Annotated in this window: 27 protein-coding genes and 1 other RNA gene; 16 read left to right on the top strand and 12 right to left on the bottom strand. The window is 60.5% G+C overall.

Annotated features, from left to right (window positions below; translation table 11 throughout):
• On the top strand, positions 1-2,223 hold the full coding sequence (ppk1, locus tag B0D71_RS17455; protein WP_103395886.1) for a polyphosphate kinase 1: 2,223 nt from the start codon (positions 1-3) through the stop codon (positions 2,221-2,223).
• A 160-nt stretch (positions 2,224-2,383) separates the two neighbouring features.
• On the opposite strand, the gene ppx is transcribed toward ppk1, so the two are convergent.
• The 5 genes from ppx to B0D71_RS17430 all read right to left on the bottom strand — a co-directional run bounded on the left by ppx (position 2,384) and on the right by B0D71_RS17430 (position 6,966).
• Positions 2,384-3,886, bottom strand: a complete 1,503-nt coding sequence (gene ppx, locus B0D71_RS17450; RefSeq protein ID WP_103395885.1) for an exopolyphosphatase — start codon at positions 3,884-3,886, stop codon at positions 2,384-2,386.
• Positions 3,887-4,118: 232 nt separating this feature from the next.
• Positions 4,119-4,856 (bottom strand): amino acid ABC transporter ATP-binding protein, encoded by a 738-nt coding sequence (locus tag B0D71_RS17445; RefSeq protein ID WP_103395884.1) that lies wholly within the window; start codon positions 4,854-4,856, stop codon positions 4,119-4,121.
• A complete protein-coding gene (locus tag B0D71_RS17440) occupies positions 4,843-5,493 on the bottom strand; it encodes an amino acid ABC transporter permease (protein ID WP_103395883.1) in 651 nt (216 codons plus the stop codon). The genes B0D71_RS17445 and B0D71_RS17440 overlap by 14 nt, the downstream gene beginning before the upstream one ends.
• Positions 5,490-6,158: an amino acid ABC transporter permease gene (locus tag B0D71_RS17435; protein WP_103395882.1), complete on the bottom strand. Its 669-nt coding sequence runs from the start codon at positions 6,156-6,158 to the stop codon at positions 5,490-5,492. The genes B0D71_RS17440 and B0D71_RS17435 overlap by 4 nt, the downstream gene beginning before the upstream one ends.
• Positions 6,159-6,180: 22 nt before the next feature.
• A complete protein-coding gene (locus B0D71_RS17430; protein WP_103395881.1) occupies positions 6,181-6,966 on the bottom strand; it encodes a transporter substrate-binding domain-containing protein in 786 nt (261 codons plus the stop codon).
• 255 nt (positions 6,967-7,221) lie between these two features.
• On the opposite strand from B0D71_RS17430, the gene B0D71_RS17425 reads away from it, so the two are divergent.
• The 6 genes from B0D71_RS17425 to B0D71_RS17400 all read left to right on the top strand — a co-directional run bounded on the left by B0D71_RS17425 (position 7,222) and on the right by B0D71_RS17400 (position 13,478).
• The gene (locus B0D71_RS17425) at positions 7,222-7,929 is read left to right on the top strand and encodes a FadR/GntR family transcriptional regulator (protein ID WP_103395880.1); all 708 of its coding nucleotides are present in this window, start codon (positions 7,222-7,224) and stop codon (positions 7,927-7,929) included.
• A 120-nt stretch (positions 7,930-8,049) separates the two neighbouring features.
• Positions 8,050-8,379: a thioredoxin TrxA gene (trxA, locus tag B0D71_RS17420; protein WP_003206727.1), complete on the top strand. Its 330-nt coding sequence runs from the start codon at positions 8,050-8,052 to the stop codon at positions 8,377-8,379.
• Positions 8,380-8,626: 247 nt separating this feature from the next.
• Positions 8,627-9,886, top strand: coding sequence for a transcription termination factor Rho (gene rho / locus B0D71_RS17415; RefSeq protein WP_003206716.1), 1,260 nt, complete (start codon positions 8,627-8,629; stop codon positions 9,884-9,886).
• A gap of 140 nt (positions 9,887-10,026) precedes the next feature.
• Positions 10,027-11,493, top strand: coding sequence for a 4-hydroxy-3-polyprenylbenzoate decarboxylase (ubiD, locus tag B0D71_RS17410; RefSeq protein ID WP_103395879.1), 1,467 nt, complete (start codon positions 10,027-10,029; stop codon positions 11,491-11,493).
• Positions 11,493-12,461: a CDP-6-deoxy-delta-3,4-glucoseen reductase gene (locus tag B0D71_RS17405; protein ID WP_103395878.1), complete on the top strand. Its 969-nt coding sequence runs from the start codon at positions 11,493-11,495 to the stop codon at positions 12,459-12,461. The genes ubiD and B0D71_RS17405 overlap by 1 nt, the downstream gene beginning before the upstream one ends.
• 348 nt (positions 12,462-12,809) lie before the next feature.
• Complete coding sequence (locus B0D71_RS17400; protein WP_007978886.1) at positions 12,810-13,478, top strand: gamma-glutamylcyclotransferase; 669 nt, start codon at positions 12,810-12,812, stop codon at positions 13,476-13,478.
• Here B0D71_RS17400 and glpT read toward each other — a convergent pair.
• Positions 13,454-14,803: a glycerol-3-phosphate transporter gene (glpT, locus tag B0D71_RS17395; protein WP_103395877.1), complete on the bottom strand. Its 1,350-nt coding sequence runs from the start codon at positions 14,801-14,803 to the stop codon at positions 13,454-13,456. The genes B0D71_RS17400 and glpT overlap by 25 nt on opposite strands.
• Positions 14,804-15,129: 326 nt before the next feature.
• Here glpT and B0D71_RS17390 point away from each other — a divergent pair, with 326 nt between their 5' ends.
• Positions 15,130-15,744, top strand: coding sequence for an energy transducer TonB (locus B0D71_RS17390; RefSeq protein WP_103395876.1), 615 nt, complete (start codon positions 15,130-15,132; stop codon positions 15,742-15,744).
• Between the two features lie 51 nt (positions 15,745-15,795).
• Here B0D71_RS17390 and B0D71_RS17385 read toward each other — a convergent pair whose 3' ends face one another.
• Positions 15,796-16,773, bottom strand: coding sequence for an NADPH:quinone oxidoreductase family protein (locus B0D71_RS17385; RefSeq protein ID WP_103395875.1), 978 nt, complete (start codon positions 16,771-16,773; stop codon positions 15,796-15,798).
• A gap of 150 nt (positions 16,774-16,923) precedes the next feature.
• Here B0D71_RS17385 and B0D71_RS17380 point away from each other — a divergent pair, with 150 nt between their 5' ends.
• On the top strand, positions 16,924-17,334 hold the full coding sequence (locus B0D71_RS17380; protein WP_103395874.1) for a flagellar basal body-associated protein FliL: 411 nt from the start codon (positions 16,924-16,926) through the stop codon (positions 17,332-17,334).
• Positions 17,335-17,472: 138 nt separating this feature from the next.
• Here B0D71_RS17380 and B0D71_RS17375 read toward each other — a convergent pair whose 3' ends face one another.
• Complete coding sequence (locus tag B0D71_RS17375; RefSeq protein WP_103395873.1) at positions 17,473-17,925, bottom strand: EVE domain-containing protein; 453 nt, start codon at positions 17,923-17,925, stop codon at positions 17,473-17,475.
• A 195-nt stretch (positions 17,926-18,120) separates the two neighbouring features.
• Here B0D71_RS17375 and B0D71_RS31490 point away from each other — a divergent pair, with 195 nt between their 5' ends.
• A complete protein-coding gene (locus B0D71_RS31490; RefSeq protein ID WP_165798728.1) occupies positions 18,121-18,276 on the top strand; it encodes a hypothetical protein in 156 nt (51 codons plus the stop codon).
• Between the two features lie 35 nt (positions 18,277-18,311).
• Here B0D71_RS31490 and B0D71_RS17370 read toward each other — a convergent pair whose 3' ends face one another.
• The 4 genes from B0D71_RS17370 to B0D71_RS17355 form a co-directional block, all read right to left on the bottom strand.
• Positions 18,312-18,917, bottom strand: a complete 606-nt coding sequence (locus B0D71_RS17370; RefSeq protein ID WP_103395872.1) for a 5-formyltetrahydrofolate cyclo-ligase — start codon at positions 18,915-18,917, stop codon at positions 18,312-18,314.
• 86 nt (positions 18,918-19,003) lie between these two features.
• Positions 19,004-19,182: non-coding RNA, 6S RNA (gene ssrS / locus B0D71_RS17365), on the bottom strand.
• A 30-nt stretch (positions 19,183-19,212) separates the two neighbouring features.
• Complete coding sequence (locus B0D71_RS17360) at positions 19,213-19,530, bottom strand: cell division protein ZapA (RefSeq protein ID WP_008055229.1); 318 nt, start codon at positions 19,528-19,530, stop codon at positions 19,213-19,215.
• Positions 19,527-19,736, bottom strand: a complete 210-nt coding sequence (locus B0D71_RS17355) for a TIGR02449 family protein (protein ID WP_007940359.1) — start codon at positions 19,734-19,736, stop codon at positions 19,527-19,529. The genes B0D71_RS17360 and B0D71_RS17355 overlap by 4 nt, the downstream gene beginning before the upstream one ends.
• Positions 19,737-19,944: 208 nt before the next feature.
• On the opposite strand from B0D71_RS17355, the gene B0D71_RS17345 reads away from it, so the two are divergent.
• The 6 genes from B0D71_RS17345 (at position 19,945) to B0D71_RS17320 (ending at position 25,896) form a co-directional block, all read left to right on the top strand.
• Positions 19,945-20,502 carry a YecA/YgfB family protein gene (locus tag B0D71_RS17345; RefSeq protein ID WP_103395870.1) on the top strand — a complete coding sequence of 186 codons (558 nt, stop codon included), beginning with the start codon at positions 19,945-19,947 and terminating at the stop codon, positions 20,500-20,502.
• A 27-nt stretch (positions 20,503-20,529) separates the two neighbouring features.
• Positions 20,530-21,864 (top strand): Xaa-Pro aminopeptidase, encoded by a 1,335-nt coding sequence (pepP, locus tag B0D71_RS17340; RefSeq protein WP_103395869.1) that lies wholly within the window; start codon positions 20,530-20,532, stop codon positions 21,862-21,864.
• Complete coding sequence (gene ubiH / locus B0D71_RS17335; protein WP_103395868.1) at positions 21,861-23,048, top strand: 2-octaprenyl-6-methoxyphenyl hydroxylase; 1,188 nt, start codon at positions 21,861-21,863, stop codon at positions 23,046-23,048. Before pepP ends, ubiH begins: the two co-directional genes overlap by 4 nt.
• A complete protein-coding gene (locus B0D71_RS17330; protein WP_103395867.1) occupies positions 23,041-23,526 on the top strand; it encodes a DUF4442 domain-containing protein in 486 nt (161 codons plus the stop codon). Before ubiH ends, B0D71_RS17330 begins: the two co-directional genes overlap by 8 nt.
• Positions 23,527-23,535: 9 nt before the next feature.
• Positions 23,536-24,753: a 2-octaprenyl-3-methyl-6-methoxy-1,4-benzoquinol hydroxylase gene (locus B0D71_RS17325; RefSeq protein ID WP_205886005.1), complete on the top strand. Its 1,218-nt coding sequence runs from the start codon at positions 23,536-23,538 to the stop codon at positions 24,751-24,753.
• A 138-nt stretch (positions 24,754-24,891) separates the two neighbouring features.
• A complete protein-coding gene (locus tag B0D71_RS17320) occupies positions 24,892-25,896 on the top strand; it encodes an extracellular solute-binding protein (protein ID WP_103395865.1) in 1,005 nt (334 codons plus the stop codon).
• The last annotated feature ends 185 nt before the right edge of the window (positions 25,897-26,081 follow it).

Genomic DNA, 26,081 nt, shown 5'->3' with positions numbered 1-26,081 from the left:
ATGAATACCGAAGGACTCACTGAAGTTGCCGTACAAGACGCTCAACCCGTGGTGGAGCAAATCGCCGAGACCCCGCCGGAGCTGGAGCCTGCTCCGCCAGTGGTGGTAGCCGAAGCCGCTGTGGCGGCACCGGCGATTGCCATACCAGGCCTGGATGACAGCAGCCTGTACATCCACCGCGAGCTGTCGCAACTGCAGTTCAACATCCGCGTGCTGGAACAGGCGCTGGACGAGTCCTATCCATTGCTGGAGCGGCTGAAGTTTCTGCTGATCTTCTCCAGCAACCTGGACGAGTTCTTCGAGATTCGCGTCGCCGGCCTGAAGAAGCAGATCACCTTCGCCCGTGAACAGGCGGGCGCCGATGGTCTGCAACCGCATCAGGCGTTGGCGCGCATCAGCGAGCTGGTGCACGGTCACGTCGACCGTCAGTACGCGATCCTCAACGACATTCTGTTACCGGAACTGGAGAAACATCAGGTCCGTTTCATCCGTCGCCGCCATTGGACGACCAAGCTGAAAACCTGGGTCCGTCGCTATTTCCGCGACGAGATCGCACCGATCATTACCCCGATCGGCCTCGACCCGACTCACCCGTTCCCGTTGCTGGTGAACAAGAGCCTGAACTTCATCGTCGAGCTCGAAGGTATCGATGCCTTCGGCCGCGACTCCGGTCTGGCGATCATTCCGGCACCGCGCTTGCTGCCGCGCATCATCAAGGTTCCGGAAGAGGTCGGTGGCTCTGGCGACAACTACGTATTCCTGTCGTCGATGATCCACGCTCACGCCGATGACCTGTTCCAGGGCATGAAGGTCAAGGGCTGCTACCAGTTCCGCCTGACCCGAAACGCCGACCTGGCACTGGACTCTGAAGACGTCGAAGACCTGGCCCGCGCCCTGCGCGGTGAACTGTTCTCCCGTCGCTACGGTGACGCAGTACGCCTCGAAGTGGCCGACACTTGCCCGAAACACCTGTCCGACTACCTGCTCAAGCAGTTCAACCTGAGCGAGAGCGAGCTGTATCAGGTCAACGGTCCGGTGAACCTGACGCGGCTGTTCAGCATCACCGGCCTGGACAGCCAGCGCGAGCTGCAATACCTGCCGTTCACCCCGCAGATCCCGAAACTGCTGCAGAACAGCGAGAACATTTTCAGCGTGATCAGCAAGCAGGACATCCTGCTGTTGCACCCGTTCGAATCGTTCACCCCGGTGGTCGACCTGCTGCGCCAGGCCGCCAAGGACCCGCATGTGTTGGCGGTGCGCCAGACCCTGTATCGCTCCGGCGCCAACTCGGAAATCGTCGATGCGCTGGTGGATGCGGCACGTAACGGTAAGGAAGTTACCGCGGTGATTGAGCTGCGTGCGCGGTTCGACGAGGAGTCCAACCTGCAATTGGCCAGCCGCCTGCAAGCGGCCGGTGCGGTGGTGATCTATGGCGTGGTCGGCTTCAAGACCCACGCCAAGATGATGCTGATCCTGCGTCGCGAGGCCGGTGAAATCGTCCGTTACGCGCACCTCGGCACCGGTAACTACCACGCCGGTAACGCCCGCCTGTATACCGACTACAGCCTGCTGACTTCCGACGACGCCTTGTGCGAAGACGTCGGCAAACTGTTCAGCCAGTTGATCGGCATGGGCAAGACGCTGCGCATGAAGAAGTTGCTGCACGCGCCGTTCACCCTGAAAAAGGGCATGCTCGACATGATTGCCCGCGAAACCCAGTTCGCCCTCGACGGCAAGCCGGCGCACATCATCGCCAAGTTCAACTCGCTGACCGATCCGAAGATCATCCGCGCGCTGTACAAGGCCAGCCAGTCAGGTGTGCGCATCGACCTGGTGGTGCGTGGCATGTGCTGCCTGCGACCGGGCATCGCCGGGGTGTCCCACAACATCCACGTGCGCTCGATCATCGGCCGCTTCCTGGAACACACCCGGGTCTTCTACTTCCTCAATGGCGGCGACGAGCAGATGTTCCTGTCCAGTGCCGACTGGATGGAACGCAACCTCGACAAGCGCGTCGAGACTTGCTTCCCGGTGGAGGGCAAGAAGCTGATCATGCGGGTCAAGAAAGAGCTGGAGTTGTATCTGACCGATAACACCCACAGCTGGAGCCTGCAGTCGGACGGGCGTTACATCCGTAACACACCGACCGGCAACCAGAACCCACGCAGCGCTCAGGCTACTTTGCTGGAGCGGTTGGGTAGCCCGATTCTGGCTGTGCGGTAACGCGGATCAGGCAGACAAAAAGGGCGATCCAGTTGGATCGCCCTTTTTGCTTTTCTGTAGGAGCGAGCTTGCTCGCGATGGACGTGAACGATGACGCATGCTGCCTGGATAACGCGTTGCCCTCAGGTTTTTCGCGAGCAAGCTCGCTCCTACAGAGGCTCTAGCGAGCGGTCAACACGATGTCGACCCGTGTCAGCCATTGCGCTTCAATTTCAAAGTCGGCCTGGGTCAGCTGGTTTTCATCCAGCCAGTTTTCCGGGAACACCACTTCCAGGCTGTTGCCATTGGCGTTCAGTTCCACCTGGGGCATTTGCTGGGTGCCGCGGATGTGGTGGAACAGGATCGCAAAGCGCAGCAGCACGCACAGGCGAATCAGCTTGGTGCCGTCATCTCCGAAATCGGCGAACTTGTCCTTGGGGATGTTGCGCCTGTGGCCGCGCACCAGCAGCGCGAGCATCAATTGGTCTTCGCGGGAAAATCCGGCGAGGTCGGAATGCTCGATCAGGTAGGCGCCGTGCTTGTGGTATTGGTAGTGAGCGATGTCCAGGCCAACCTCATGGACCTTGGCCGCCCAGCCGAGCAGTTCGCGCCAGACGCCGTCTTCCAGATCCCAGTCCTCGGCCACCTGGTCGAACGCATGCAACGCCTTGCGCTCGACCCGAGCCGCCTGCTCCTGATCGACGTGGTAGCGCTCCATCAGCGACGTGAGGGTGCGCTCGCGCACGTCTTCGTGATGATGGCGGCCCAGCAGGTCATAGAGCACGCCCTCGCGCAGGGCGCCTTCGCAGTGATCCATGCGTTGCAGTTCGAGGGAGTCGAAGATTGCTTCGAGGATCGCCAGACCAGCGGGGAAAATGGCTCGGCGATCCGGCTTGATACCTTCGAAATCGATTTTCTCGACGTCGCCCAGCTTGATCAGTTTGCGCTTGAGCCAGGCCAGGCCTTCGGCGTTGACCTCGCCGGTGCCGTGGCCGCCAGCCTTCAGCGCCAGACCGATGGCGCGGATGGTGCCCGAGGAGCCGATGGCTTCATCCCAGGTCAGGCGGTGCAGGGCGTGCTCGATACTCATGATCTCCAGCCGCGCTGCGGTGTACGCCTGGGCGTAGCGGGCCGGGGTGATCTTGCCGTCCTTGAAATAGCGCTGGGTATAGCTGACGCAACCCATCTGCAGGCTTTCGCGCAGCAGCGGTTCGAAGCGCTGGCCAATGATGAATTCGGTACTGCCGCCGCCGATGTCGGCCACCAGGCGCTTGCCCGGGGTGTCGGCGAGGGTGTGGGACACGCCGAGGTAGATCAGGCGCGCTTCTTCACGGCCGGAAATGACTTCCACCGGGTGGCCGAGAATCTCTTCGGCGCGACGGATGAATTCGGCGCGGTTGCGGGCCTCACGCAAGGCGTTGGTGCCGACGATGCGAACGGCACCGGAGGGCATGCCGCTGATCAGTTGAGCGAAGCGCTTGAGGCAGTCGAGCCCGCGCTGCATCGATTCTTCGTTGAGGTGGCGTTCTTCGTCGATGCCAGCGGCCAGCTGGACCTTCTCCCCGAGGCGCTCGAGAATACGGATCTCACCGTTCTGGGCCTTGGCCACGACCATGTGAAAGCTGTTGGAGCCCAGGTCGATTGCGGCGATCAGGGACAGATTCTTGGCTTGGGATTGCGGCATGGTCGGGGGTCTCGGTCGATAACCTCGACATCGTGCCACGATCAAAGGCTGCCGCCAACGCGTAGTGTTGAAAGCCTTGATCCAACACAGCTCCTGTGGCGAGGGGGGTTACCCCCGTTGGGCCGCGAAACGGCCCCAAAGCCATTCAGCGCGGCGAGTCATTGATACTCGGTCGAAAGGTTTAAGGGCTACTTCGTAGCCCAACGGGGGTAAACCCCCTCGCCACAATGACTCAATTTCCCGCCTCAACCGTCCCGATGAAATTTGCCAGCTCTGCTGTCTGCGGCTTGGCAAACAAGACTTTCGGGTCGCCCACTTCATGCACCTTGCCAAGATGCATGAACACCAACTTATCCCCAACCTCCCGGGCGAAGCGCATTTCGTGGGTGACCATGATCAGCGTCATGCCTTCCTTCGCCAGTTGCCGGACCACACTCAGCACTTCGTTGACCAGTTCCGGGTCCAGCGCCGAGGTGATTTCGTCGCACAGCAACACTTTCGGCGACATCGCCAGGGCACGGGCAATCGCCACCCGCTGTTGCTGACCGCCGGACAGTCGATCCGGAAAGGCATCGAACTTTTCCCCCAGTCCGACCCGTTCCAGCATCTGTCGCGCCAGTTCGGCGGCCTTGGCTTTGGGCACCTTCTGCACCACTTGCGGCGCGAGCATGACGTTCTCACCCACGGTCAGGTGCGGGAACAGGTTGAACTGCTGGAACACCATGCCGACTTTCTGCCGCAGGCTGCGCAGATCGGCGCGGGCGGCGTCGAGGTATTCGCCGTCGACTTCGATCACGCCGTCGTTGATCGATTCCAGGCCGTTGAGGGTGCGCAGCAAGGTTGATTTGCCCGAGCCACTGCGGCCAATGATCGCCACCACCTGGCCTTCCTCGATGCTCAGGTCGATGCCTTTGAGCACATGATGGTCGCCGTAGTATTTATGCAGGGCGGAAATTCTAAGCAGAGGCATGCAGTCTCCTTTCCAGGTATTGCGCACTGAGCGACAAGGGGTAGCAGAGCAGGAAGTAGCCGAGGGCGACGAGGCCGTAGACCATGAAAGGTTCGAAGGTGGCGTTGGCGAGCATGCCGCCAGTCTTGGTCAGCTCGGTGAAGCCGATGATCGAGGTGACGGCAGTGCCTTTGACCACTTGCACCGAGAAGCCCACGGTTGGCGCCACGGCGATGCGCAGGGCTTGCGGCAGGATCACATAGCGCAGCTGCTCCAGCGGGTTCAGCGCCAGGCTCGACGAAGCCTCCCATTGGCCGTTGGGAATCGACTCGACGCAACCGCGCCAGATTTCCGCCAGGTAGGCGCTGGTGAACAGCGTCAGCGCGATCGCCGCCGCCATCCACGGCGAAATCTCCAGCCCGGCCAGTGCCACGCCGAAAAACACCAGAAACAGCTGCATCAACAGCGGCGTGCCCTGGAACAGTTCGATGTAGGTACGGGCGACACTGCGCGGCAGGGATTTATCCGAGATGCGCATGACCATGATCAGCAAGCCGATCAGCCCGCCGCCAATGAACGCCACCAGCGACAGCGCTAGCGTCCATTGCAGGCCGGTGAGCAGGTTGCGCACGATGTCCCAGAAGGTGAAATCGCTCATTGGCTACTCCTTGCGATGAACCGCTGGCCGATCCAGTTCAGCAATTGGCGGATCAGCAGTGCCATGCACAGGTACAGCAGCGTGGTCAGGGCGTAGGTTTCAAAGGCGCGGAAGTTGCGCGATTGAATGAAGTTGGCGGCGAAACTCAGCTCCTCGGTGGCGATCTGCGAACACACCGCCGAGCCGAGCATGACGATGATGATCTGGCTGCTCAGGGCCGGCCAGACTTTGCCAAGTGCCGGCAGCAGCACCACGTGGCGGAACGCTTCGAAGCGCGTCATCGCCAGTGCCGCCGCGGCCTCCAGCTGACCCCGGGGGATCGCCTGGATGCCGGCGCGGATGATCTCGGTGGAATAGGCGCCGAGGTTGATCACCATCGCCAGCACCGCCGCCTGCCATTCGGAAATCTGCACGCCCAAGGACGGCAAGCCGAAGAAGATGAAAAACAACTGCACCAGAAAGGGCGTGTTGCGGATCAACTCGACGTAGACCGCGAAAATCCCCGCCAAAGGCCGGATGTTCCACGCCCGCACCAGCGCCCCGACGATGCCCAGCCCCACGCCGAGCACAGCGCCGATGGCTGTCAGCTCAAGGGTGAACAGCGCACCACGCAGCAACAGGTCGGTGTTGTTCACCACCGGCAGGAAATCGAACTGATAAGCCATAAAACGTCTCCAGCGTGCCGAATCAGAGATCGGCCGGCAGCGGCTCTTTCAGCCAGGTCAGGGCGTTCTTTTCCAGCGCCCCGTCGCTCTTGGCGGTCACGAGGATCTGGTTGACCTTGTCCAGCAACGCCGGCTCGTTCTTGTTGACGCCCACGTAGACCGGCGAATCCTTGAGCTTCACTTTCAGCGCCGGCACGCGTTTCGGGCTCTTTTCGCTGATCGCGACCATCACCACGTTACCGCTGGCGATCAGGTCGACTTGCCCGGCCAGGTACGCGGCGATGGTCGAGTTGTTGTCTTCGAAGCGCTTGATGGTCACGCCTTCGGGGGCGACCTTGGTCAGCTCGATGTCTTCGATCGCGCCGCGGGTGACGCTGATGGTCTTGCCCTTGAGGTCGTCCAGAGTCTTGATTTCGGCATCTGGCGGACCGAACACGGCGAGGTAGAACGGTGCGTAGGCGCGGGAAAAGTCGATGACCTTCTCACGCTCCGGGTTCTTGCCGAGGCTGGAAATTACCAGGTCGACCTTGCCGGTGGTGAGAAACGGGATGCGGTTGGTGCTATTGACCGGGGTCAGTTCGAGTTTGACCTGGAGCTGGTCGGCCAGCAGTTTTGCGGTGTCGATGTCGAGGCCACGGGGCTTCATGTCCGGCCCGACCGAGCCGAAGGGCGGGAAGTCCTGGGGCACGGCAACCTTGAGGACGCCGCGCTTGACCACATCCTCCAGGCCGTCGGCGTGGGCGGGTGCCTGGCTCAGCATCAGGCTGGCAAACAGGGCGGCGAGGAGGGCGCTGTAACGCTGGGTCATGGCAAATCTCCGGATCGGCGAGAAGTGATTTCTGCGGATCGACAGAGCATGGGCCATGCCAACTTAGGGTTCTGGGGGCGCCAGAGCGCGGTTTTGCTGGCGTCGCACGGTCTTACTGGTCTGAACAGTCAGGTTGCGTTTCGCACCCCGATGGCGCAGCCGTGAAAATCACCGAACCCCCATGGGGCACGACTTGCCGGGCGTCGCGAATAGCTTTACAACTGAGGCACATTGGCCTGGTTCGTCTGGAAAACCATGAACTCGATCTCCCGCGCCGTACCCGAGGTGGCGCTGCAAGCCATCCGCAAACTGATCACCGAGCAGGGCTTCGGACCGGGGGATGCCTTGCCCTCGCAACGGGACCTGGCGGTACAACTGGGCGTAAGCCGGGCTTCTTTGCGTGAAGCGTTGTCGTCCCTGAGCGCGCTGGGCATCATCAGCATCCAGCCGGGCAAAGGCGTGTTCGTGCAGGCGCCGGTGGAGCTGCCGCGAGGCGAGGCCGCGCCGGGCTGGCCATTCGCGGCGCAGGCTTCGCCGCTGGATATCTTCCAGTTGCGTTATGCGCTGGAGGGCTTTGCGGCCGGGTTGGCTGCGGTGACCTTGAGTACCGATGAGCTCGATGCGCTGGAAGACAATGTCGCCGCCATGCGTAACGAACTGAAGTGCGGCGACTTCGAAGCAGCGGCGCGGCTGGACTTTGAATTCCACCGGCGCATCCTGCTGTCCAGCGGCAATCAGGCGATGCTGAGTATCCTGACGGCCAGAGCCGACATCTTCCTGGAGAGCCAGAAGCTACCGTTCATCCGGGCTGAACGGGCCATGGAAACCTGGCAGGAACACCGCAAGATCCTTCGTGCCCTGGCTCGCCGAGCCTCTGGCGCCGCGCAAAAGGCCATGCAAGAGCACGTACGCAATGCCGCCTTGCGTACCGGAATTGCGTTCATCGCTCCCGTCACTTCATGACCTGAGCTATACCCAAACTCATGAATCACCATAGCGAGACTCAATCATCTGCACCTTCCTGAACGAGGGAAGGGCAGCTATGATGGGCCACGTTTTTTTGCTTACAACCTGGAGAATTCCATGAGCAGCGATCTTATCAAACACGTTAGCGACGCTAGCTTCGAGGCTGACGTACTCAAGGCCGAAGGCGCTGTACTGGTCGACTACTGGGCAGAATGGTGCGGCCCTTGCAAAATGATCGCTCCGGTTCTGGACGAAATTGCCGAGACTTACAAAGGCAAGCTGACCGTTGCCAAGCTGAACATCGACGAGAACCAGGAAACCCCGGCCAAACATGGCGTGCGCGGTATCCCGACTCTGATGCTGTTCAAGAACGGCAACGTTGAAGCGACCAAGGTCGGCGCCCTGTCGAAGTCGCAACTGGCTGCTTTCCTCGACGCCAACATCTAAGCGTCGCTGCAAAGTGTCCTGAAAAAGCCCCGCAAATAGCGGGGCTTTTTGCGTATTCAGGGCTAGACGCTCCCAAACTCAGGTGGTACATTCGGCCCCGCACTGGTTTCTCCATTGCCCCCTGCTAGCCGTCGCCGACGCACTCCTTTTCGAATAAGTACGCGATCCTGTCGCCTTCTCCGCGGCGCGGCCTCATTAAGCCAAAAGCTTAATTTCCCCCCTCCATAAATGATTACGTCATTCCTATATGAATCTGACTGAACTCAAGCAAAAGCCGATTACCGAACTGCTCGAATTGGCCGAACAGATGGGCATAGAAAATATGGCCCGTTCGCGCAAGCAGGACGTGATTTTCTCCCTGCTCAAGAAGCACGCGAAAAGCGGTGAGGAAATCTCCGGTGATGGCGTGCTGGAGATTCTCCAGGACGGCTTCGGCTTCCTGCGCTCCGCTGACGCTTCCTATCTCGCTGGTCCAGACGATATCTACGTCTCGCCGAGCCAGATCCGCCGTTTCAACTTGCGCACCGGTGACACCATCGTTGGCAAGATCCGCCCTCCAAAGGAAGGCGAGCGTTATTTCGCGCTGCTCAAGGTCGACACCATCAACTTCGACCGTCCGGAAAACGCGAAAAACAAGATTCTCTTCGAGAACCTGACCCCGCTGTTCCCGACCGTGCGCATGAAGATGGAAGCCGGCAACGGTTCCACCGAAGACTTGACCGGTCGTGTCATCGACCTGTGCGCCCCGATCGGCAAAGGCCAGCGCGGCCTGATCGTTGCACCGCCGAAAGCGGGCAAGACGATCATGCTGCAGAACATTGCCGCGAACATCGCGCGTAACAACCCTGAAGTTCATCTGATCGTGCTGCTGATCGACGAACGTCCGGAAGAAGTAACCGAAATGCAGCGCACCGTGCGCGGCGAAGTGGTTGCCTCGACGTTCGACGAGCCGCCAACCCGCCACGTGCAGGTTGCCGAAATGGTGATCGAGAAGGCCAAGCGCCTGGTCGAGCACAAGAAAGACGTGGTGATCCTGCTCGACTCCATCACCCGTCTGGCCCGTGCCTACAACACCGTGATCCCGAGCTCCGGCAAAGTGCTCACTGGTGGTGTCGATGCCCACGCCCTGGAGAAACCGAAGCGTTTCTTCGGCGCCGCGCGGAACATCGAAGAAGGCGGCTCGCTGACCATCATCGCCACCGCGCTGGTTGAAACCGGTTCGAAGATGGACGAAGTGATCTACGAGGAATTCAAAGGCACCGGCAACATGGAGCTGCCTCTGGATCGTCGCATCGCTGAAAAGCGCGTGTTCCCGGCCATCAACATCAACCGTTCCGGTACCCGCCGCGAAGAGTTGCTGACTGCCGACGACGAGCTGCAGCGCATGTGGATTCTGCGCAAGCTGCTGCATCCGATGGATGAAGTCGCTGCCATCGAGTTCCTGGTCGACAAGCTGAAAACGACCAAGACCAACGATGAGTTCTTCCTGTCGATGAAACGCAAGTAAGTCGAACAGGCACAAAAAGCCGGGGAAACCCGGCTTTTTGCTATCTGATTTTTGCTCAGGCGGCAGTTCGTGGTTCTGAACCGAAAGGTTCGGCGCTAAACTGCCTGCCCCGAACGCCACGGCCAACACGAGGCTTACGCATGCAGTATCGCGACTTGCGCGACTTTATCAGCGGCCTGGAACAGCGCGGTGAACTTAAGCGCATCCAGGTTCCGGTGTCCCCAGTACTCGAAATGACCGAGGTCTGCGACCGTACCTTGCGCGCCAAGGGCCCGGCCTTGCTTTTCGAAAAGCCCACCGGCTATGACATCCCCGTGCTCGGCAACCTGTTCGGCACCCCCGAGCGGGTGGCGTTGGGCATGGGCGCCGAGGCGGTCAGCGAACTGCGCGAAATCGGCAAGCTGCTGGCGTTCCTCAAGGAACCCGAGCCGCCGAAAGGCCTGAAAGACGCCTGGTCCAAGCTGCCGATCTTCCGCAAGATCATCTCGATGGCGCCCAAGGTGGTCAAAGACGCGATCTGCCAGGAAGTGGTCATCGAAGGTGACGACGTTGACCTCGCGAAACTGCCAGTGCAGACCTGCTGGCCAGGCGACGTTGCGCCGCTGATCACCTGGGGCCTGACCGTCACCAAGGGACCGAACAAGGACCGACAGAATCTCGGTATCTACCGTCAGCAGGTGATTGGCCGCAATAAAGTCATCATGCGTTGGTTGAGCCACCGTGGCGGTGCACTGGATTACCGCGAGTGGTGCGAAAAGCATCCGGGCCAACCGTTCCCTGTTGCCGTCGCGCTGGGCGCCGACCCGGCAACCATTCTCGGTGCCGTGACCCCGGTTCCCGACAGTCTTTCCGAATACGCCTTCGCCGGCCTGTTGCGCGGTAATCGCACTGAGCTGGTGAAGTGCCGCGGCAACGACCTGCAAGTGCCGGCCACTGCCGAAATCATCCTCGAAGGCGTGATTCATCCCGGCGAGATGGCCGACGAAGGTCCGTACGGTGACCACACCGGTTACTACAACGAAGTCGATAGCTTCCCGGTGTTCACCGTCGAGCGCATCACCCATCGGATCAAGCCGATCTACCACAGCACCTACACCGGCCGGCCGCCGGATGAACCGGCGATCCTCGGCGTGGCGCTGAACGAAGTGTTCGTGCCGATCCTGCAGAAGCAGTTCCCGGAGATCACCGATTTCTATCTGCCGCCTGAAGGTTGCTCGTACCGCATGGCCGTCGTGACCATGAAAAAGTCGTACCCGGGTCATGCCAAGCGGGTAATGCTCGGTGTCTGGTCGTTTTTGCGACAGTTTATGTATACCAAGTTCGTTATCGTCACCGACGACGATATCAACGCCCGGGATTGGAACGACGTGATCTGGGCCATCACCACGCGTATGGACCCCAAGCGCGACACGGTGATGATCGAAAACACGCCGATCGACTACCTGGACTTTGCGTCGCCGGTGTCCGGCCTGGGTTCGAAAATGGGCCTCGATGCCACGCATAAATGGCCGGGCGAAACCACCCGTGAATGGGGTCGTGTCATCGTCAAGGACGATGCCGTGACCCAACGGATCGATGCCATCTGGAATCAGTTAGGAATAGATTGATGCGTGTAACCTTGCAGCCCTCCGGAGCAGTGCTTGAGATATTGCCCGGCGAGCGGATTCTCGATGGCGCGCGACGACTGGGCTACGAATGCCCGCAAAGTTGCCGCAACGGCAATTGCCACGTGTGCGCGGCGCTGCTGGTGGAAGGGCGGGTCGAGCAGGCCGGCGATGTGCGTGACCATGGCGAGTTCTACACTTGCATAGCGGAGCCGCTGGAAGACTGCATCGTGCTGTGGGATGGCGTGCTCGCGCTGGGAGAACTGCCGGTGCGCAGCGTGTCGTGTCAGGTCATTGAGTGCAAGGACGTGGGCGGCGACACCTGGCGCGTGCGTCTGCGCGCTCCGGCTGGCAAACCGCCGCGCTACCACGCCGGTCAGTACCTGATGATCGAGCGCGAGAACGGCGAAAAGTCCGCCTTCTCCCTGGCCTCTGCGCCACATGCCGGGCGCGACCTGGAAATCCATGTTCTGGCGCGCGAATCCAGTGCGTTGAGCCTGATCGAACAGCTCCAGCGCAACAGCATGGTGCGGGTCCAGTTGCCGTTTGGCGATACCCATCTGGAAGAGTTGCCGGACGGTCCTCTCGTATTGATTGCCGCCGGTACTGGCATGGGTCAGGTCCACGGCCTGATCGAACATTGCCGGGCCTCGGGTTTCAAGCATCCGGTGCATCTGTATTGGGGGGTGCGTCGTCCTGAAGATTTTTATCAGGTCGAGCATTGGGGCGAATGGCTGAAGCTGCCCAACCTGTTCCTGCACAAGGTCGTCAGCGATCAATGCGGCTGGGAAGGGCGCTGCGGCATGTTGCATGAAGCGGTCTGTGAAGACTTTCCTGATCTCAAGTCCCTGCACGTATACGCCAGCGGCTCTCCGGCCATGGTCTACGGCACACTGGATGCGCTGGTGGACGCGGGGATGGACGCGCACCAGATGCGCGCCGACGTTTTTGCGTATGCGCCGCGCTCTTGAGCCGCGCTCTTGAGCCGCGCTCTTGAGCCTGGATACTGGTGCTGTCCGCCACACTGTAGGAGCGAGCTTGCTCGCGATGGACTCAAAAGCGCCGCGGGCAGCCTGACTCCCCGCGTAATCGTTAACGACCATCGCGAGCAAGCTCGCTCCTACAGGTTATAACCCCCTATATAGCCTATCGGTATTTATAAGCTTTTATAAATTTCGGTAGGTTATATCTCTGTCAGGCAATTAATTAAGAACGATGCCATGGCATTCAAATTGCCTTAAAACTTATGTGCCTTATTGTTACAGCTGTGCGTTCTATTAAGTAATTCTTCACCCGCGGGGAGCTGAACGCTATTCGCCATGAGCGCCATCGAATCTGCTTTTTTGAATCTGGCATACCCTCCGCGGCTCGATCTGGGGCCGCAGCTTACTCACGAACAATTGCTCAGCTCTATGCAGTCGACCATGGCCCGTCACAAGGGCGGGCCGGTATGGTTGTTTGCTTATGGTTCGCTGATCTGGCGCCCTGAATGCACGGCGGTTGAACGGGTTCGTGGCCGGGTGCATGGCTACCATCGCGGGTTGTACCTGTGGTCCCACGAACATCGCGGCACCCCGGAAATGCCCGGCCTGGTGTTTGGCCTGGATCGCGGCGGCTCTTGCAGTGGTTTCGCCTATCGCCTGCCCGAAGAGCAACTCGAAGCCTCGCTGTACGCACTTTGGCAGCGTGAGATGCCATTTCCTTCGTACCGCCCGCACTGGCTCAACTGCCGGCTCGAAGATGGCAGTCAGGTTCAGGCCTTGGGCTTTGTGCTGGAGCGACACCTGCCCAGTTATGCCGGCAACCTGCCGGACCATGTGCTGAGCCACGTGTTCGAAAACGCTTGCGGGCGCTACGGCACTACTCGCGATTATGTCGAGCAGACCGCGCACGCCCTGCGCAGCCACGCCATGCCAGACCGGAATCTGGAGGCGCGGCTCAAGCGTTGTAAATCAAAGGCCGATCAAGCGAGCGCTTCGCGGCCCTGACTGGCGACTTGTTTGTGCCGTAGCGTCGGGGCCAGGAAGGCCATCGCCAGCAGGCAGGCGCCGACCAGCAGCACGAAACCGCCGTCCCAGCCGAAATGGTCCACGGTGTAGCCCATCGCTGCGCTAGCTGCGACCGAGCCACCCAGGTAGCCGAACAGTCCGGTAAAGCCCGCCGCCGTACCGGCAGCTTTCTTCGGTGCCAGCTCCAGTGCTTGCAGGCCGATCAGCATCACCGGACCGTAGATCAGGAAGCCAATGGAAAGCAGCGCGATCATGTCGACCATCGGGTTGCCGGCCGGGTTGAGCCAGTAAACCAGCGTCGCGACCGTCACCAGTGCCATGAACACCATGCCGGTCAGGCCGCGATTGCCACGGAAGATCTTGTCCGACATCCATCCGCACAGCAGCGTGCCCGGAATACCAGCCCACTCATAAAAGAAATACGCCCACGAGGTTTTATCCACAGTGAAGCCCTTGGCTTCCTTGAGGTAGGTCGGCGCCCAGTCCAGCACGCCGTAGCGCAGCAGATAGACAAACACGTTGGCCAGGGCGATGTACCAGAGCATTTTGTTGCGCAGCACGTATTTGACGAAGATTTCCTTGGCGCTGAATTCCTCTTCGTGGCTGGCGTCGTAGCCTTCCGGGTAGTCGTTCTTGTACTGCTCGATCGGTGGCAGGCCAACTGATTGCGGGGTGTCTCGCATGGTCACAAAAGCGAACACCGCAACCGCCAGCGCCACCGCAGCGGGCACATAGAACGCGGCGTGCCAGTCATTGAACAGGCCCATGCCGATCAGGAACAGCGGGCCGATCAGGCCGCCGCCGACGTTGTGCGCCACGTTCCACACGGACACCACGCCGCCACGTTCCTTCTGCGACCACCAGTGCACCATGGTCCGGCCACTCGGCGGCCAACCCATGCCCTGCGCCCAGCCGTTGATGAACAGCAGAATGAACATCATGGTCACGCTGGACGTCGCCCATGGCGCGAAACCGAATATGAACATCACCCCAGCCGACACCAGCAGGCCGAACGGCAGGAAGAAACGTGGGTTAGAGCGGTCGGACACCAGACCCATGAGGAACTTCGACAGGCCGTAGGCAATCGCGATGGCAGACATCGCCAGACCCAGCTGGCCACGGGAGTAGCCCTCATCGATCAGGTACGGCATGGCCAGGGAGAAGTTCTTGCGCAGCAGGTAGTAACCGGCATAGCCAATGAAGATGCCGGCGAAAATCTGCCAGCGCAGGCGCCGGTAGGTGCTGTCTATTTTTTCTTCAGGCAATGGAGCCTGATGTGCGGCAGGACGAAAGAAAGCAAACATTCAAGAGCTCCAGATTTCTTGTTTTGACTGCGGATACGAATGTTACAGTTTCGTTACCGAAAATAGCACCGGTTCTCATCGGCAAAACAGCGGAAATGTTGGATATCGCGCGTTCCTTTATGAACATGTCGCTTAGGTGCAAGTGAAGGGCGTTGTAGGAAGCGTTCCCCGTTTCGCATCGGGGACTTTGAAGTACCGAAAACAGGGTGTGTTTTTGGGAAAGGTCCTTCGTTCAAAGCGGAAGCCATGACGTTCTGCGGGACGACTGCGTCCCGTAACCTTTGTGCTGTTGCCAGGTCTGGCATTGCAGGCGAAAGGAGAGGGATATGCGGTGGTGGTTGTGTGGATTTTTGTTGCTGGCCTCTGCGGATGTCAGGGCTGGGGAAGTATTCCTGATACCCGAGAATAATCCCAAGCCGGTTTATCCAGTTGCGCTTTACCGCGCCGGTGTTATCGGCATGGTACGTGTCAGCCTGACCGTGCAGGCCGATGGTTCGGTCAGCAAGGCCGTCATTTTGGAAAATGCGCATCCCGAACTCGGTGAGGCTTCATTGGCAGCCGTCAATCAATGGCGGTTCAAGCCATGGAAGATTACCGAGGATCAGCCTGCGCAAGTCATCGTGATCGCGCCCATGGATTTCAGGCTGGACTGGGAACATCCCTTTCATGTCAACAAGGAGTTAGAGCGGCTGAAATGCAGTGCTATCGCACGGGCATCGTTGAACATCGCCACTTCCTCGTGGGTGGACCTGCCGGCTTTCAGCCGGACCCGCAGTTACCTGACCCACTCGCTTTCACCGACTCAATTGCCGGAGGAGAAACGTCTTGCTCTGATTGCCAAGCTCAATGCCAGCGTTCATTCGATCGTGCAGCGCTGTAATGTGCATCCGGCTAGCCGGTACGTGCATTTTTTGCCGGAGGAGATAAGGGTGTTGCTTTGACGGTAAAAAACAGCGCGGCTGGATGGCCGCGCTTTTTTTGCAGATAGAGCTTCAGCGAACCTGCACCACCACTTTCCCGACGGCTTTACGCTGGCCAAGATCATTGATCGCCTGCGCCGCATTGCCCAGCGGATAGACCTGCGACACCAGCGGCTTCAACTTGCCTTCGGCAAACCATCCAAACAGTTGCTGGAAGTTCGCCGCGTTGTCTTGCGGCTGGCGTTGGGCGAAGGAGCCCCAGAACACGCCGAGCACGGCCGCGCCTTTGAGCAGCGCCAGGTTCACTGGCAATTCGGGGATGCGTCCGCTGGCGAAGCCGACCACCAACAGGCGACCGCTCCAGGCAATGGCGCGGATGGCCTGGTCGAACAGGTCGCCACCCACTGGATCGTAGATCACGTCAGCGCCCTGGCCATCGGTCAGGCGTTTGATTTCGTCTTTGAGGTTGGTTTCGCTGTAGTTGATCAGCTCATCGGCACCGGCGGCCTTGGCCACGGCGAGTTTTTCCGCGCTGCTGGCAGCGGCAATCACACGGGCGCCCATGGCTTTGCCGATTTCCACGGCGGCCAGGCCGACACCGCCGGAGGCGCCGAGGACCAGCAGGGTTTCGCCCGGTTGCAGATTGCCGCGCTGCTTGAGAGCGTGCATCGAGGTGCCGTAGGTCATGCTGAAGGCGGCGGCGGTGTTGAAGTCCATCGATGGCGGGATCGGCAGCGCGTTGTAGCCTGGCACGGCGACCTGTTCGGCAAAGCTGCCCCAACCGGTCAGGGCCATGACCCGGTCACCGACTTTCAAGTGGCTGACCTTTTCGCCCACGGCGCTGACCACGCCCGCCGCTTCACCACCCGGCGAAAACGGGAAGGGCGGCTTGAACTGGTACTTGCCCTCGATGATCAGCGTGTCGGGGAAGTTGACCCCGGCGGCGTGCACGTCCAGCAGGATTTCATTCTTCTTCGCAACAGGGCTGGCGACCTCTTCCAGCACCAGCGATTCGGCAGGGCCGAAGGCTTTGCACAGCACGGCTTTCATCAGGGCTATTCCTTTGGGAGTGATGGCCGATAAGTGTAGGTGTGTGAGTTGATGGGTCAACGAGCATGTCTGGCCCTGATAGTCAGCCATAAGCTTGTGCTGGCGTGGTGGGTCGCTATGCTAGGCCGCAAACCGGATAAGGAGCGAATTGTGAAAGCGTGGATCATGTTGTTGCTGGCCCTGTCTCTGCCTGTGGCAGCGGTGGCCGAAGAAGCCAAAGAAGGTGAAGCTGCGCCAAAGGTCAACTACATCACCTTGAGCCCGCCGTTCGTGGGTAACTACGGGCTGGATGGCACGCCCAAGCTCAAGGTTTACAAGGCGGATGTGGCTTTGCGGGTGACCGGTGACGAGGCGACCAAGGCGGTAAAGGCCAATGAACCTTTGATCCGCAATCAATTGGTCGCGCTGTTCGCCCAGCAGACTACCGAGACGATGAACAACGTCGAAGCCAAGGAAAAGCTGCGTCAGGAAGCCCTGAAGCAGACCCAGCAGGTGATGAACGACGAAACCGGCAAACCGGTGGTTGAAGATCTGTTGTTCAACAACCTGATCATCCAGTAAGACTTCTGTTGCTTGAGCTGGCGTCATCGCGAGCAAGCTCGCACACAGTGGATTTGTGTTGAAGCACAATCACATGTCCACCGCAGAACCCTGTGTGCGAGCTTGTGCGCGATGAGGCCAGTCCAGGCAATAAATGACTCAAGGCTTTAAAGCAACCACCGCCGCCCACTGCTCCGCCGTCACCGGCATCACCGAAAGCCGCGAACCTTTCTGCACCAGCGGCAACTCGGCCAGCGCCGTCTGTTGCTTCAGGTAATCCAGCTTCAGCACTCGGGCAAACGTCTCGACATGGGCGACATCGATCGCACTCCAGGCGTTTTTGTCCGGGGTCGCCTTCGGGTCGAAATAATGGCTCTCTGGCTCCAGTGCCGTCGGATCCGGATACGCGGCTTCGATAATTTTGCCGATTCCGGCGATGCCAGGCTCAGGGCAGCTGGAGTGATAGAAAAAGAATTCGTCCCCCACCGCCATGGCTCGCAGGAAATTGCGTGCCTGATAGTTGCGAACCCCGTCCCAGCGCGCTTTGCCGAGCTTTTCCAGCCCTTTGATCGAGAGTTCGTCGGGCTCGGATTTCATCAGCCAATAGGCCATGTCTTTTGCTCCTTGCGTGGTGATTGAGCAGCTTGTCGGCGATTTTATGACAAACCGACAGTCGGTTGACGTCAGCGTTTGCGCAGCGGTTCACGTTGTCGCAAAATGCCGGCCTTTAAAGATTGACGCTGCTGCACGGCCTACAAACGGAAACCGCTGCTGTCATCGTGTTGATATGCCTTTGGGGGGCAATCGATGAAACGCAAACCGGACTTACTATGGATTTTGGTCATTTTGTTTGGCCTTGGCGTCGTGACCACTGGCTATGCCCAAAGCCTGTGGGCCAACAAGACCGATGCACCGGTCGAACTCGCCGAATTGCAGCAACAGTCGACAGCCTTCAAGCGCTGATCCTGTTGCCTGGGCGCCACTGATCGAAGTGGCGCCTAGCCTGCGTAATACCAGGCCTTGTCCGTGACCGTTCCTTGCAGCGGCACATCCCAGCTCGCCTGAGCCAATCGCCCCACTTTCTGACATTCATGGGCAAGCCCCAACAGCATCGGCTTGCGCCAGTCATTGCGGCGCGCCAGATAAGCCAGGCTCCGATCATAGAAACCGCCGCCCATCCCCAGGCGTCCGCCGACATCGTCAAACCCCACCAACGGTAACAGCACCAGGTCCAGCGCCCAGATCTTGCGTTGCCGGGCGAGGTTGGCCCGTGGCTCGAGAATACGGAAGCGATTGGGTTTGAGTTTTTCCCCGGGACGGATGCGCTGGAACACCATTTTGGTTCGCGGCCAGGCGCTCAGGACCGGCAGATAGGTGGCCTTGCCCCGGCGCTGTGCGGCACGCAGCAACAGGCGCGGATCGATTTCGCCGTCGGTCGGCAAATAGAGCGAGATGTGTTTGGCGCGGCGGAACAGCGGTTGCTGGGCCAGTTGCTTGTACAGCCCACGAGCGGCCTGGCGTTGCTGACTGGGGGTCAGTGCGCGGCGGGCTTTGCGCAGCATGCGTCGAAGTTGCGGGCGGGGGAGCAGCGCAGGTTCGGTCATGGATTCGGGCTTCAGCAATGCGGATACGTGAAGCGTACCCGTAAAAACGCCAATGCCGGTATCAAAACCGGCATTGGACTGGAATCAGGCTCCCCGAATGTGTCGCTGTCGACTTAGCCCTTGAACCCGAAAGTTCAAGGTGGAAGATGCAGTAGGCTTTAAGGCTTTCCGTCTAGCGGACATGCACACCAGCCCAACGTGCAACCTCCAGGGTATAGCAAATCGGCTCAGGGACATCGCCAACTGGCAAACACCCCAGGGAGTGAGGGGAGTATACCGCAAGCAACGGCGCGAATCAGCCTTTGGTGACGTCCGGATCGGTGGCCAGCACCAGATCGACGCGATCGAGCAGGTCGCGAACCTGTTCGCGGGTCGAGCCGCTGGCCTGGATATCGGGGCGCTCTTCCTTGTGTAGCAGATCGTGGGTGATGTTCAGCGCAGCCATCACGGCGATACGGTCGGCGCCGATGACTTTGCCGCTGCTGCGAATCTCGCGCATCTTGCCGTCCAGATAACGGGCGGCGCTGACCAGATTGCTGCGCTCTTCCTGAGGGCAGATGATCGAATACTCTTTGTCGAGGATCTGCACGGTGACGCTATTGCTTGAACTCATGAGTCTTGCTCCAGGGCCTTGAGGCGCGAAATCATCGATTCGACCTTACGCCGGGCGATTTCGTTTTTTTCAATGAGGTGCGCGCGTTCCTCGCGCCAGGTCTTTTCCTGAGCTAGTAAGAGTGCGTTTTGACTCTTAAGTTGCTCGACTCGGGTAATCAGCAACTCGAGTCTGGCCATCAGCGCTTGCAGGTCGGTGTCTTCCATTGTCTTCACTGTCTGATGGGTGTCGGATTGTAGGAGCGAGCTTGCTCCGGGCGGCGCTCCGACGATCAGCCTGAGAACGCCGCGGGGCGTCAGGTACCCAGCGTTATCGTTGGCGAGCATCGCGAGCAAGCTCGCTCCTACAGGGGTAGTCGATGTAGGATACAAGGCCTTCATTCTAGACATAGCGCCGTCTGGCGCCTAGCTGCCCATGACCATTCAGAATTCCCCGTACCAAGGCTTCGCCACCCTGCTGACTTCCAGCGGTCACAACGTCTCGCCTGCCGAACTGCACGGCCTGCTGCTCGGCCGTAGCTGCGCCGGCGCCGGTTTCGACGCCGAAGGCTGGCTGATCGACGCCGCCGAGCTGCTCGAAAGCGAGCCGCAGGACAACGTTCGCAACGCCCTGATCGGCCTGCAAGAGATGGTAAAAGGCGAGCTCACCGGCGATGACGTGACTGTCGTTATGCTGTTGCCGACCGACGACGCCCCGCTCACCGAACGTGCCGCCGCACTGGGCCAGTGGTGCCAGGGTTTCCTCAGCGGTTTCGGCCTGAACTGCCGTGACAGCAGCGCCCTGAGCACCGAGGCCACCGAAGTCCTGCAGGACCTGGCGGCGATTTCCCAGGTGCAAGACGCTCTGGAAGAGTCCGACGATGGTGAAAACGACTACATGGAAGTCATGGAGTACGTGCGCATCGCACCGCTGCTGCTGTTCTCCGAGACCAAACAGCCGCAAGCGCCGGCTGCCAAACCGTCGCTGCACTAATCGTTTGCCAGGGAACCCCATCTGCCCATGATCCACATCCCGAAATCGGAATACAGCCGGCGCCGCAAGGCCTTGATGGCGCAGATGGAACCCAACAGCATCGCCATCCTGCCGGCCGCCGCGGTGGCCATTCGTAACCGCGACGTCGAGCACGTATACCGCCAGGACAGCGACTTCCAGTACCTCAGCGGTTTTCCCGAGCCCCAGGCTGTACTGGTGTTGATGCCGGGGCGCGTGCATGGCGAATACATCCTGTTCTGCCGCGAACGCAACGCCGAGCGCGAACTGTGGGATGGCCTGCGTGCCGGACAGGAAGGCGCGATTCGCGACTTCGGCGCCGACGACGCCTTTCCCATCACCGATATCGACGACATCCTGCCGGGCCTGATCGAAGGACGTGACAGGGTGTATTCGGCCATGGGCAGCAACCCCGAGTTCGACCGCCACCTGATGGAGTGGATCAACGTGATCCGCTCCAAGGCCAACCTCGGTGCCCAGCCGCCGAACGAGTTCGTTGCCCTGGATCATCTGCTGCACGACATGCGCCTGTATAAATCGGCGGCAGAGGTGAAAGTGATGCGCGAGGCTGCACGGATTTCCGCCCAGGCGCACGTACGGGCAATGCAGGCCTGTCGAGCCGGGTTGCACGAATTCAGCCTGGAAGCCGAGTTCGATTACGAGTTCCGCAAGGGCGGGGCGAAGATGCCGGCCTACGGGTCGATCGTCGCGGCGGGGCGCAACAGCTGCATCCTGCATTACCAGCAGAATGACGCGGTGCTCAAGGACGGTGATCTGGTGCTGATCGACGCCGGTTGCGAGATCGACTGCTATGCCAGCGACATCACCCGGACCTTTCCGGTCAGCGGCAAGTATTCAGCGGAACAGAAAGCGATTTACGAATTGGTGCTGGCTTCCCAGGAAGCCGCCTTTGCCGAAATCGCCCCGAACAAGCACTGGAATCAGGCGCACGAAGCGACAGTCCGGGTCATCACGGCCGGGCTGGTCAAACTGGGGCTGCTCCAGGGCAACGTCGACGAACTGATCGCCGGCGAAGCCTACAAAGCGTTTTACATGCACCGCGCCGGTCACTGGCTAGGCATGGATGTGCATGACGTCGGCGAGTACAAGGTCGGCGGCGAGTGGCGTGTGCTGGAAGTCGGCATGGCGCTGACCGTGGAGCCGGGGATCTATATCGCCCCGGACAACCAGAACGTGGCGAAGAAGTGGCGCGGCATTGGCGTGCGCATCGAGGACGACGTAGTGGTCACCAAAACCGGCTGTGAAATATTGACTGGCGGCGTGCCGAAAACCGTCGCCGAGATCGAGGCCCTGATGGCCGCTGCGCGGACACAAGCGGCATGAGTCGAGTCAACCTGGCAATTATCGGTGGCGGGCTGGTCGGTGCAAGCCTGGCGCTTGCGCTGCAGGCCGGGGCCAAGGCTCGAGGCTGGAAGATCGTGCTGATCGAGCCGTTCGCCCCGGGGGATACGTATCAACCGAGCTACGATGCCCGATCTTCGGCGTTGTCCTTCGGCTCGCGGCAGATTTATCAACGGTTGGGCGTTTGGCAGGAAGTCTCTCGCCGCGCCGAGCCGATCAAGCAGATTCATGTTTCCGACCGCGGGCGTTTCTCGACGGCCCGGTTGTCAGCGATGGAAGAGGGTGTTCCTGCGCTGGGTTATGTCGTGGAAAACGCCTGGCTCGGCCAATGCCTGTGGCAAGGCCTGGACAAGGACGTGATCAGTTGGCGTTGCCCGGCGGAAGTCACCCGCATGGAGCCGCTGACCGATGGTTATCGCCTGACCCTCAATGATGAAACCACCCTGGAATGCGACCTCGCGGTGCTCGCCGATGGTGGCCGCTCCGGCCTGCGCGAGCAACTGGGGATCGGCATCCGCAAGCGCCCCTACAACCAGAGCGCGTTGATCGCCAACATCACCCCGAGCGAAGCCCACAATGGCATGGCCTTCGAGCGCTTCACCGACGAAGGCCCGATGGCGTTGCTGCCGCTGCCAGAAAACCGCTGCGCGCTGGTCTGGACCCGCCTGGGTATGGACGCGCAGCGCCTGGCGGCCCTGGATGAGCGCAGCTTCCTCAGCGAATTGCAGGGTGTGTTCGGTTATCGCCTCGGCACCTTGAAACAGGTGGGCGCGCGACATCTGTATCCGCTGACACTGGTAGAGGCTGAAGAACAAGTGCGTCCGCATCTGGCGGTGCTCGGCAACGCGGCGCACAGCCTGCATCCGATTGCCGGTCAGGGGTTCAACCTGTCCCTGCGCGATGCCCAAGCCCTGGCCGATGCCTTGCTCGCCAGCGAAAAACCCTTGGGCGATTTCGCCACGTTGCAAGCCTACCGCGAGCGCCAGCGTCTCGATCAGAACCTCACCGTGGGCTTCTCCGATCAGGTCACGCGCCTGTTCGGCAGCACCCAGCCGCTGGTGTCCCTGGGGCGCAACATCGGCTTGCTCGGTCTCGACCTGTTGCCACCGGCCAAGCGCTGGTTCGCCCGGCAGGCGATGGGGCTGGGGACGCGACCGGATGCGTAACTGGTTGATCCGCCGCTATGGAAAGGCCCGCCTGATGCGCTTTTTCATGACGTTTTACCCGCCGTACATGGGTGCAGGCGTGCGGGTGCAGCACATCAGCGATGACTTTCGAGACGTGCGGGTCTCCATGGGGCTGGGCTGGTACAACCGCAACTACGTGGGCACCCAGTTTGGTGGCAGCCTGTACTCGATGGTCGATCCGTTCTTCATGCTGATGCTGATGGAAAACCTCGGGCGCAAGTACATCGTCTGGGACAAGGCCGCCGACATCGATTTCATCGCGCCGGGCAAGGGGCCGGTATTCGCCCGCTTCACCATCGACGAAACCTTGCTCGACGAGATCCGCCGGCAGACGGCGAATGGCGAAAAATACCTGCCGCAATTGCAGGTCGACATTCATGACGGCGCCGGCCACCTGGTGGCGCGGGTCGGGAAAACCCTTTACGTGCGGCTCAAGCCGCAAGAGAGACAGGCTTAAAGCATGGAAATGCGCGCAGATCTGCTGATTGTCGGGGCCGGAATGGTCGGCAGCGCCCTGGCGCTGGCGTTGCAGGACAGCGGGCTGGAAGTCCTGCTGCTGGACGGCAGCCCCATGAGCGTCAAACCCTTCAACACCGAGGCTGCGTTTGAACCCCGGGTGAGCGCCTTGTCGGCCGCCAGCCAGCGGATTCTCGAGCGCCTCGGCGTCTGGGATGGCATCGCCGGGCGTCGCAGCAGTCCCTACACCGACATGCAGGTCTGGGATGGCAGCGGCACCGGGCAAATCCATTTTTCGGCGGCCAGCGTGCATGCCGAGGTGCTGGGGCATATCGTCGAAAACCGCGTGGTCCAGGATGCCTTGCTTGAGCGCCTGCACGACTGTGACCTGGGGTTGCTGGCCAATGCACGACTGGAGCAGATGCGCCGCTCCGGCGATGACTGGCTGCTGACCCTGGCCGATGGCCGCACCCTGCGCGCTCCACTGGTGATCGCGGCGGATGGCGCCAACTCGGCTGTGCGACGCCTGGCCGGTGTGGCAACCCGGGAATGGGATTATCTGCACCATGCCATCGTCACCAGCGTGCGTTGCGCCAAACCGCATCAAATGACGGCCTGGCAGCGCTTCACCGACAACGGTCCGCTGGCGTTTCTGCCCCTTGAACGCGATGGCCAACAGGATTGGTGTTCGATCGTCTGGTCGACCACACCCGGCGAAGCCGAACGTCTGATGGGGATGGATGACCAGGGTTTCTGCAAGGAGCTGGAGCGTGCCTTCGAGGGGCGACTCGGTGAAGTGCTGAGCGCCGACCCGCGCCTGTGTGTACCCCTGCGCCAGCGCCATGCCAAGCGTTATGTTGCTGAAGGCCTGGCGTTGATCGGCGACGCGGCCCACACCATTCACCCGTTGGCCGGGCAGGGTGTGAATCTCGGATTCCTTGATGCCGCCGTGCTGGCCGAAGTGTTGCTGCAAGCGGTAACCCGTGGCGAACGCCTGGCGGATGTGAAAGTCCTCAGCCGTTACGAACGTCGGCGCATGCCCCACAACCTGGCGCTGATGGCGGCGATGGAAGGCTTCGAACGGTTGTTCCAGGCTGATCCTTTGCCAGTGCGCTGGTTGCGTAATACCGGGTTGAAAATGGTCGAGAAGATGCCCGAGGCCAAGGCGTTATTCGTGCGTGAAGCGCTGGGGTTGACCGGGGATTTGCCGGCGCTGGCCAAGCCCTGAGGCGGGCAAGCCCCCTCGCCACAATGTTCAGCTGAATCTGCGCAACATCTAGTAACTCCTCCACGGCCAGCTTCGATTGAGAAGGCAAATGTGAGTCCTTATCATTTGGCCTCATTTTTCAATCGAGGGACCGCTCCCATGTTGGCACCGAAGCGTCTACTGACCGCACTGGCCTTGACCCTGATCGGCAGCACCGCCGCCCAGGCCGCTGACGAAGTGGTGGTCTACTCCTCGCGAATCGACGAGCTGATCAAGCCGGTGTTCGATGCCTACACCGCCAAGACCGGCGTAAAGGTGAAGTTCATCACCGACAAGGAAGCGCCACTGATGCAGCGGCTCAAGGCCGAGGGCGCGAATACGCCGGCCGACCTGCTGCTCACCGTCGATGCCGGCAACCTCTGGCAAGCCGAGCAGATGGGTATCCTCCAGCCATTCACCTCGAAAATCATCGACGCCAACATTCCGCTGCAATACCGTGCGGCCTCCCATGCCTGGACCGGCCTGAGCCTGCGGGCGCGGACCATTGCCTACTCCACTGACCGGGTGAAACCGGGTGAACTGACCACGTACGAAGCGCTGGCCGACAAGCAATGGGAAGGCCGCCTGTGCCTGCGCACGGCGAAGAAGGTCTATAACCAGTCCCTGACCGCGACCATGATCGAAGTGCATGGCGCCGACAAGACCGAGGAAATCCTCAAGGGCTGGGTCAAGAACCTGTCCACCGACGTGTTCTCCGATGACACCGCCGTACTCGAAGCGATCAACGCCGGCCAGTGCGATGTCGGTATCGTCAATACCTACTACTACGGTCGCCTGCACAAGCAGAAGCCGGACCTGCCGGTGAAGTTGTTCTGGCCGAACCAGGTCGATCGCGGCGTGCATATCAACCTGTCGGGCATCGGCCTGACCAAGAATGCACCGCACCCGGAAGCAGCCAAGGCCCTGGTGGAGTGGATGACCACGCCTGAAGCGCAGAAAATCTTTGCCGACGTGAACCAGGAGTTCCCGGCGAACCCTGCGGTTCAGCCATCCGAAGAAGTGGCGGCCTGGGGCAAGTTCATTGCCGACACCTTGCCGGTGGAAATTGCCGGCAAGCGTCAGGCGGAAGCGATTCGCCTGATGGACAAGGCTGGCTGGAACTGAGTCGCCCTATATACTGCGCCCCGCCTATGCGGGGCGTTTGTTTTTGCGTTGCGCGCCTCTGACGATGTAGGAGCGAGCTTGCTCGCGATGAACGTCAGGGCACCGCGGACCGTCAGGTTCCCCGCGTTATCGTTGACGTTCATCGCGAGCAGGCTCGCTCCTACAGTGTCGATCTCATCCATTAG

Origin of the sequence: Pseudomonas laurylsulfativorans, from assembly GCF_002906155.1 — a bacterium.
GTDB lineage: Bacteria > Pseudomonadota > Gammaproteobacteria > Pseudomonadales > Pseudomonadaceae > Aquipseudomonas > Aquipseudomonas laurylsulfativorans.
Note: the sequence above shows the minus strand (reverse complement) of the source record. Positions and strands in the feature narration are given on the sequence as shown.